Genomic DNA, 8,677 nt, shown 5'->3' on the forward strand with positions numbered 1-8,677 from the left:
AAGGCGGCATTTTTTCCGATCATAGGAGTAGCAATATGTATCAACACTTCTTTTCGGACTACCTTGTGAAGCTCCAGGAAACCAATCAAAAATGGTGGGAAGATCTAGAACTTAGCAGGGCAGCCGTCAATTCCCCTCTGAATAAAGCAATGCAAGAAGTGAATTTCGAAGATACGACTCAGCTCTTCGAAAGTGTTGCGAACCAACCAGCTGCAATGTTGAAAATCCAAGCTGAATGGTGGCAACAGCAGTTGCAAATTTGGCAAAACGTCGCTCTTGCGCAAAACAGTGAATCCATTGTTGAAGCGGAAAAGGGTGATAAGCGATTCTCGAACGAAGAATGGCAAAATGATGTGTTTTACAACTTCATCAAGCAGTCATACTTACTCTTCAGCAAAACATACCTACAGACAATCGATAGTATTGAAGGCCTCGATGAGAAAGCAAAAGAGCGCATCAGTTTCTTCTCTCGTCAGGCAATTAACGCTATGTCTCCAAGTAACTTCATCGCAACTAACCCAGAGTTGTTGAAGCTGACTCTTGAGCAAAATGGCGAAAATCTGTTGGCAGGTTTAGAACAACTGAAGGAAGATGTTGAATCGAGTGCAGATATTCTTAAGATCCGCATGACCAATAATAACGCTTTTCGCTTGGGTGACGATGTTGCGAATACGGCAGGTGAAGTGGTGTATCGCAACGAACTGTTTGAGCTAATTCAATATCGTCCAATGACTGAAAAAGTTCATGCGACGCCGTTATTGATCGTGCCGCCATTCGTTAACAAATACTATATTCTGGATTTGCGTCAGAAGAATTCTATGGTTCGCTGGTTGCTTGAACAAGGACACTCGGTATTTATGATGTCTTGGCGCAACCCGGGTAAAGCGCAAAGTCAGATAGAATTTGGTGACTATGTGACTGAAGGTGTGGCGAAAGCAGTATCAGCAATAGAGGACATCACGGGTCAGGAACAAATCAATGCTGCGGGTTACTGCATTGGTGGTACGGTTCTGGCTAGTACTATTGCTTACTATGCGGCTAAGCGTATGAAGAAGCGTATTAAGAGCGCGACCTTCTTCACCACCTTGTTAGATTTCTCGCAACCTGGTGAAGTTGGTGCATACATTAATGACACCATTGTCAGTGCCATTGAAGCGCAAAACAATGCAAAAGGCTATATGGACGGCCGTTCATTAAGCGTTACTTTCAGTTTATTGCGTGAGAACAGTCTTTACTGGAACTACTACGTAGATAACTATCTCAAGGGCCAAAGCCCAGTAGACTTCGATCTTCTGTATTGGAACAGCGACAGCACCAATGTTAGCTCCAGTTGTCATAACTTTATGCTTCGTGAACTGTATCTAAACAACAAGCTGGTACAGGACAAAGGTGTCAAAATTGGCGGCGTTTGGATTGATCTGAATAAAATTAAGATCCCAAGTTACTTTGTTTCAACGAAAGAAGACCACATTGCTTTATGGCAAGGGACGTATCGTGGTGCGCTGAATGTGGGTGGAAACAAAACATTTGTTTTGGGTGAGTCAGGACATATTGCTGGTATTGTTAACCATCCATCGAAGAATAAGTACGGTTTCTGGACCAACGATAGTTTGGACGAGAATGCAGACGAATGGTTGAGTAATGCCACTCACACAGAAGGTTCTTGGTGGACACATTGGCATCAGTGGTTGATAGGCTTTAGCCCTGAAGAGCAAGTTGAGCCATTCAGCACAGGTAATGAACAGTTCCCTGTACTAGGGCCTGCACCGGGTAACTATGTAAAGCAAGTGCTCCCCGTAAAAGAAGAAGTCACTAGCTAGCGTGACACTACTGAAAAGACGAAAACCCTGAGTGAACCGCTCAGGGTTTTTTTATGGAGTGAGGATCTTACAGGCTATCGGTTAACAACCTCAGATCATTTTTTGTTTGTAATTTCGTTATGCATTTGATTAATTAAACAATATCTATATGAAGGGAGTCGTGATGAAAACAATCGGTATTATTGGCGGGATGAGTTGGGAATCAACAGCAAGTTACTACAAACTCATCAACCAGAGTGTCAAGAGAGAAAAAGGGGGGCTGCATTCAGCCAAACTCATTCTGAATAGTGTCGACTTTGCTGAGATAGAAGCGCTGCAACACAAAGGGGATTGGGATAAAACGGCAGTTATTCTCAGTAAAGCGGCGCAATCACTTGAAAAGGCGGGCGCAGACTTTCTAATCATTGCGACTAACACGATGCACAAAGTGGCTAGTCAGGTCGAGGCAGCTGTATCAATTCCGCTGCTTCATATTGCCGATGCGACTGGCCAGCGGCTAGTAGAACAAGGGATCAGCACCGTGGGTTTACTTGGTACGGCCTTTACAATGGAGCAGGCATTTTACAAACAACGTTTAACCGATAAGTTCGGAATAGACGTTATTGTGCCAAATGGCGTTCAGCGTAGGCTTGTCCATGATGTGATATACGATGAGCTCTGCTTAGGTGATGTTAACGCGCGTTCAAAGCAAGATTTTAAAACCATTATTGAGGATCTTTCCGCTGAGGGTGCGCAAGGCGTGATACTAGGCTGCACCGAAATCGGCTTACTGATATCAGAGCAAGATAGCGATATTCCATTGTTTGATACCACTGAAATACACGCAAACATAGCGGTTAACGAGGCGTTAAAGTGAATAAGAATGTTTGGATTTTGTCGTTGTGTCAGGCATTACTGATGACGGGCAATATCCTACTTATCTCTGTGATTGGGCTAGTGGGACAACAAATTGCACCCAGTGAAAGCATGATCACCTTACCTGTTGCTTTGCAATTCTTAGGGCTAATGATTGCTACTATCCCTGCCTCTTTGATTATGGGCAAGTTTGGCCGGCGTAAAGGTTTTAGTCTTGGTAACTTGGTCGGCATTGCTGGTGCTACAGTTGCGACTTATGCCTTGTATAGTGAGCAATTTTATCTTTTTTGTGTTGGGACCTTCTTACTCGGTATTGGCATTGGGTTTGGTACATTGTACCGCTTTGCGGCCATTGAAGTGTGTGAAGAAAATGCAAGACATCGTGCTATTTCTATATCCATGGCTGGTGGTGTGTTGGCGGCTATCCTTGGGCCTAATTTAGCCGTGTACTCACAACACATGACAGGAGATTCGCTTTACGTCGGCGCTTTCATGTCATTGATCGTTCTTAATATTATGGCATTGTGTTTACTACAAACGATTCAGTTCCCGGCTCATCATACAGGAGCTTCTGAGGATAACGCTGAACCACTGCTTGATATTATCAAAGCACCTAACTTTATGTTGGCGGTGTTTGCTGCCATGGTGGCTTATGCAGTGATGAACATTCTTATGACAGCAACGCCAATTGCGATGATAGGTTGTGGCTTCGACTTTGAGAAGGCGGCTGGGGTTATCGAATGGCACGTGCTTGGGATGTTTGTCCCCGCATTTTTTACTGGAAAATTGATTGAAAAGTTTGGTGCGAGGCAGATAATTCTCACCGGTGGGATCCTATTTGTGCTTTGCATTGCGATCAATATCCATGGCCAGTCTATTTGGCATTTTTCGTTTGCTTTGGTTCTACTTGGTGTAGGCTGGAACTTTATGTTTATTGCCGCGACTGGACTGTTCAGCCAATCTTACGCCATACACAACAAATCGAAAGCTCAAGCCTTTAATGAATTCTTTGTCTTTAGCTGCGTGACTATCACTGCGTTGTTATCGGGTTGGCTTGAAGCAACGGTAGGGTGGCAGAGCTTAAATGTTTACGTATTGCCCTTTGTGCTTGCTGTTATTGCTTTGTTTAGCATTAACGTTGTCAGGGGAAAACGTGTCACAGTTTAGCACGGTATGAAAACAAAAAAGGAGGCAAGTAAACTGCCTCCTTGTTTCGCTTAGTTAGAAATTGAACTGGTCTAGCTTGGTCTGAATGATTTGGTCGGCAATGTATTTATGTGTTGCTGTGGTTGGGTGAGTGACTCCCCAGAACACATATTTATCAGAGCTATGATACGCACAATCGTTAGTTAGCTCATGACTGTAAAGGTAGTCGACAGAGGAACTGCGGTTGATGTTCAGACAGGCATCTGTTGAGTTCTCAAAACCGTGTTGTTTAGGATTGGATGTCAGCTGATCAAAGATGCTATGAGCATCGTAGAGGGCCACATTCAGTCCTTTAGCTTGATAGAGTAACGCTTGTTCTTCAATAAAAGTGTTGAACTCAAGAATCTTAGCTCTAACGGTCTCAATTTCCTCCTGAGTCGAATATTTAAACTGCGGTGCCTTTGTTGCGTCCGGTAACGTGAAGAGCAGAATGTTGCTTGCGCCTGATTCGGTCAAGCGAATCAATGCGCTACTTAAGTCAGCTTTCACGTCCGCCACTTCTCGGCCGTAATTCATGAAATCATTTAGGCCAAATTCCAGCGTCATCAAACTGTTGTTTGGGTTGTAGTTCTTGGCCATCTTCATGTACGTAAGATAAGACGTCACTTGGTCATAAATGCCTGTCAATGCGACGTATTGGTTGGTGCCGGCGGCGCCACCGACCGCCCAGTTGTACAGTGGTACGTTTTTGTTTTGCGCTAAGTATTCAGTCCATACCAAACCGTTTGAAAAGTGACCGAGAAACCAAGAATTACGGTTGGGGAATACCCATTGGGATCCATTGTAAAGATTACCGGTGTCAGACAGGCTATCACCGAATGCGACAATACGATTGATTTTGTTGTTTACTGCGTTGTCGTTTGTCCAAATACTATGGTTGTAGGAGAAACGATTGTCTGACGCGTAGTAAAGAAGATCGGCACTATCATGATTAACCCCTAGTGTTTCTTTACAGCGGTTTTCAATCTCTGTTTGCGGGGTATTGGTATAGAACATATTTTTGAAGGAGACAGACGACCACCAATACCCATCGATAGTGAAGTAATCGCCATTGTCATCGCGAGCCCACTCCCACTCAGTGGAAGGGTCGTCATGGTTTTGTGCTGGACGGTACCAGCAACGGACATAAGTGTATGTTTGTTTGTTCTGCACCTCAGACGCGTAGCGCACACTTATAGTTTCAGGGGTGATTGTTAGGTCATCTGCGACGGCTGGAGCTGCCAATATACAGCCAGCCAAAATTAACGTATTTTTCATAATTATTCACTTACCATTCTGACTGTAGAGTGTTTACTCATCTTTTGATCGCATATTTACTATGATGCAGTCAAAGCATTCAATTGATAAATGGATTAAGATTGAACGTAGATCAAACTTTACACAGAAACGAGTGATTAACAATTGAGTTCAATTAATGATCAATATGGTTGTTATTTAATCTTATTTGTGCAATTGGTTGAATTGTGCGTATTTTAATTATGTATTTTGTTAAGGTGTTTTAGTCTCAAAATTAAACGACAAATGTATTTGTAGCTTGTGGGTTGATTGGTCAATAAATAAGCACGAATCGAGGGGTGTGAATAAGTATTCATTCAACTAATTGCTGAGTGCGTTATGGAATAGGAAAAGTCATAGGTAGTACTAAGAATCAAAGATAAAAAAAGAGCGCAACCAGAGTTGCGCTCAAATCTCACTCAAATATGAGGAGTAGGGAAGTTAAGGAACGGAGAAATCCTTACAAATCGACAGTGATGACTTTAGAAACTTTATCACCATTGTTGTCCATAATAGTCAAACGAACTTCCTGCTTGCCGTAGCTTGGGAAGATAGAGGTAAATACGCGTCCGCGTTTTACTTTTCCGTTTGGTAAAACCCATTCTGTATCGACGATGCGACCGTCTGGATCCGAGCTGGTAGACCACATAGTGACCCAACGACCTAGATGAATGTAACGAGCACTTGCTGTCGGAAGCACATTGTTTGCTTCAACGGTAATTGTTTCTGTTGCCGTATGCTGATCACCACGATCATCGGTCACAGTTAAAGAAACAGTGTAGCTACCGTCATTCAGATAAGTCCAAGAAGGAGACTGCTCAGAACTTGATTCGCCGTTACCAAAATCCCAGTTGTACGCAACGATTGAGCCGTCACTATCAGAACTTGAGTCAATCGCAGTAACAGTCAGGCCATCTGCTGACAAGGTAAATGCCGCGACTGGAACTTGGTTAGGTGCTTCTGCTTTCGATACTTTAATGACACCGTAAGTATTGTCGGCAGCTTGCTCAATCACTTCGATTTGAACACCGTGCTCAGCCAAAAGACGGCCAGCATCAGGGGCTTGAGGGTTGGTGTAGTCTTGGTTGTCAGCAAAGTAAGCATTGCCAATTAGGCTGACATCTTCAAGTACGTCACCATCTTTGTTTTCGAGACGCATCGGTTTTTGGTCATTGATCGAAAATGCTGCATCACGTACTTGGTAACGCGTTTGCGCCGCTGCACCTGAGTTAGCCCAGATCATTGCGTTTTGGTCAGCATCGACGACTCCCAACCAACCTTCACCTGGGTGCTTACCAACCCAGTTGTCGGTCATCGATTCATCGACATACCAAACGATAAGACCTGGTTCGAATGACATTAATTGACCAAAGCGTTTAATGTTGTTCAGACCTTCGTCGACATCGTTGTGGCTACGCCATTGAAGTAGGTAGTAATGCGCAGCTTCGTTAAAGCCATCATTTAGACGGTAGCCACTCAGTGCAAAGCTAGATTTTCCTTCTGCGTCGTCAATCAAGGTAGAAGTACCGTCAGCTTCAATTGAGATGTTGTCGATATGCAGACCTTCCATTGCCAGACCGCCATCCGTCACATAATCGAAGCTTAATTCTACGGTTTGCCCAGCCCATTGTGATAGGTCAAACTCCGCGTCAACCCAACCATCAGATTCGCCGCCAATAGCAGGTACAAGACCTGTGTTGTATGGGTCATCCATCGTTGTGATGTTACCAGCAATTTGCTGGCCATTGATTAACACGCGAGCGTAATCGTAATCTTTTTCAATCTGATACCAAGCTTTAAATACCAGTTTGACATTACTCCCTTGAGGGAGAGTAAGCTGACGAGACATCTTGTTCTTAAGATCGTCACCTTTACCTGAGTGGAAACTGAAGTTACCGGAGAAAGGCTTATGACCTTCGGTACGTTTTACAGGTAGGTCAATGCGGACCATGTTCTGCTTATCGTTGTCGATAGTCTGGTGAAGCGTAATTTCTTCGCCTTTTGTTGTCAGGTCTCCAAGCGCGATGGTTTGGTTCGAAATCCACTTACCGCCAATCGACTCTTGCAGGAACTGTTTAGCCCACGAGCTGAAGGCCGTTGGCTGCGTGCCGCCAATCTTGCCGGCCCAGCTGCCTGAGGACATGATTGACCAGTAAGATACGGGTTCACCTTTGCCCGTGTACTGAGTGTCGTATTCATCAGGCAAGCCCAAATCATGTCCATACTCATGGGCACAAACACCCGCCGCGGCGTCAATAGGTTGAATGGTGTAGTCAAAAGCGGCGTATTTGCCGTCAAAGCGACCAGGTACCGTACTTGAAGTACCTTCTAGCACATGGTATTTGCCTAGATTGTAACGGTGAGACCAAATCGCATCATCGCCCAATACACCGCCACCAGCTTCTTCACCAACGGAAGAATGGAACACCATTAAGTGGTCAATCACGCCATCTGGTTCACGGAAGTTACCGTCACCATCATAGTCATAGCGGTCTTCGATATCATAGTCGGCAAGGTTGATACTTGGATCTTGTGCTAACTGGTTCAATGCCTCACGAACCAATTCCTGAGCGTTGAGATCGTTGTCTGTTGTTGACGAGTTGCCACCATAGAATGACGCGTTTTTTGACGCTCGATACCAGCCAGCAGCTTGACCTGAAACGCTATAGCTTTCTCCAGACTCACTCTCGTAGTATTGACGCATTGAGATAAGATTTTCGCCATTCGGGCCAAGATAACCAGCACCTGAGAAAAGTAAGTTCTGATAGTGTTCAGGTTTATAGCTATCGTAAAGCATCTCGGTATGCTCAGACGTTAATCGGTTTTCATTCCATGGTAAATCTGGGAAATCGACCAATAAGGCCAGCACCTTGTCAGTACGCTTCTGAGAGAGGTCAAAAGCAAACATGTGTGCTCTATGTTGACCTTGCTTGGTTTCTATTGATTTTAGGATCTTCGCCCGTTGTTCGAGTGCTTTTTTGCCGAACTGCGCGTCGCCTTTAAAGCCATTATTGAGTTTTGCGTTGAGGTATTTGTTAAGTGCAGTTTTCTGCTCGTCAACGGAAGAGTTTTCATCAAGAAGGCCTTTTCGAACCAACATTTCGATGATTTTCTCTTCGTTCATTACACCTAAGTCTATAGGTGTTTTGGCGTGACCACTGACACTAAAAAGGGTCAGCACTGCTGTTGCCAGCAGTGTTTTCCTCATAGGACTCATATTATTTCCTTATTATATTCTGATTGCCAAATTCCACTTAATAAAGTGGGTATAACGTTGCGTGAACAACAAAATCCCTAATCAAAGGGAAGATGAATTAATGAATTTTCAGCTTATTTATTCTTATCTGCTGAGATGCATTTTGTTTCAGTCGGGTTACTTTGCTTATTATTATTATTATTGTTGTTTTTATTTTTTTTGTTTTTGTCGAATCTATTAGCAAGATAAATCTGGAGAGATTCTTGTTTTTCTTCATAGGTTTGATTATCACAAATAACACCTCGCTCGATTAAAGAATCAAGAA

5 protein-coding genes and 1 pseudogene are annotated in these 8,677 nt (G+C 43.8%); 3 read left to right on the forward strand and 3 right to left on the reverse strand.

The genetic code is table 11. From position 1 onward, the window contains the following. Positions 1-35: 35 nt before the first annotated feature. From phaC to OH455_RS19370, 3 genes are all read left to right on the forward strand, one after another. Entirely contained in the window at positions 36-1,820 is a 1,785-nt protein-coding gene (gene phaC / locus OH455_RS19360; protein ID WP_269982492.1) for a class I poly(R)-hydroxyalkanoic acid synthase, read from the forward strand. A 163-nt stretch (positions 1,821-1,983) separates the two neighbouring features. Continuing rightward, positions 1,984-2,676, forward strand: a complete 693-nt coding sequence (locus OH455_RS19365) for an aspartate/glutamate racemase family protein (RefSeq protein ID WP_269982493.1) — start codon at positions 1,984-1,986, stop codon at positions 2,674-2,676. Continuing rightward, positions 2,673-3,842 carry an MFS transporter gene (locus tag OH455_RS19370; protein WP_269982494.1) on the forward strand — a complete coding sequence of 390 codons (1,170 nt, stop codon included), beginning with the start codon at positions 2,673-2,675 and terminating at the stop codon, positions 3,840-3,842. The genes OH455_RS19365 and OH455_RS19370 overlap by 4 nt, the downstream gene beginning before the upstream one ends. 54 nt (positions 3,843-3,896) lie before the next feature. Here the strand turns inward: OH455_RS19370 and OH455_RS19375 are convergent, their stop codons facing one another. The 3 genes and pseudogenes from OH455_RS19375 to OH455_RS19385 form a co-directional block, all read right to left on the reverse strand. Then, positions 3,897-5,138 carry an SGNH/GDSL hydrolase family protein gene (locus OH455_RS19375; RefSeq protein ID WP_269982495.1) on the reverse strand — a complete coding sequence of 414 codons (1,242 nt, stop codon included), beginning with the start codon at positions 5,136-5,138 and terminating at the stop codon, positions 3,897-3,899. A 478-nt stretch (positions 5,139-5,616) separates the two neighbouring features. Beyond that, positions 5,617-8,373, reverse strand: coding sequence for an immune inhibitor A domain-containing protein (locus tag OH455_RS19380; protein ID WP_269982496.1), 2,757 nt, complete (start codon positions 8,371-8,373; stop codon positions 5,617-5,619). A 113-nt stretch (positions 8,374-8,486) separates the two neighbouring features. Continuing rightward, positions 8,487-8,677 (reverse strand): annotated as a pseudogene (locus tag OH455_RS19385) (hypothetical protein); the annotation flags it as partial.

The sequence above is a fragment of the Vibrio sp. T11.5 genome (assembly GCF_027587155.1).
GTDB classification, from domain to species: domain Bacteria; phylum Pseudomonadota; class Gammaproteobacteria; order Enterobacterales; family Vibrionaceae; genus Vibrio; species Vibrio neptunius.

Bases quoted from the DNA above. Each gene is read 5' to 3' on its own strand.
- phaC (WP_269982492.1), top strand. From the start codon at position 36: ATGTATCAACACTTCTTTTCGGACTACCTTGTGAAGCTCCAGGAAACC.
- OH455_RS19365 (WP_269982493.1), top strand. From the start codon at position 1,984: ATGAAAACAATCGGTATTATTGGCGGGATGAGTTGGGAATCAACAGCA.
- OH455_RS19375 (WP_269982495.1), bottom strand. From the start codon at position 5,138: ATGAAAAATACGTTAATTTTGGCTGGCTGTATATTGGCAGCTCCAGCC.
- OH455_RS19380 (WP_269982496.1), bottom strand. From the start codon at position 8,373: ATGAGTCCTATGAGGAAAACACTGCTGGCAACAGCAGTGCTGACCCTT.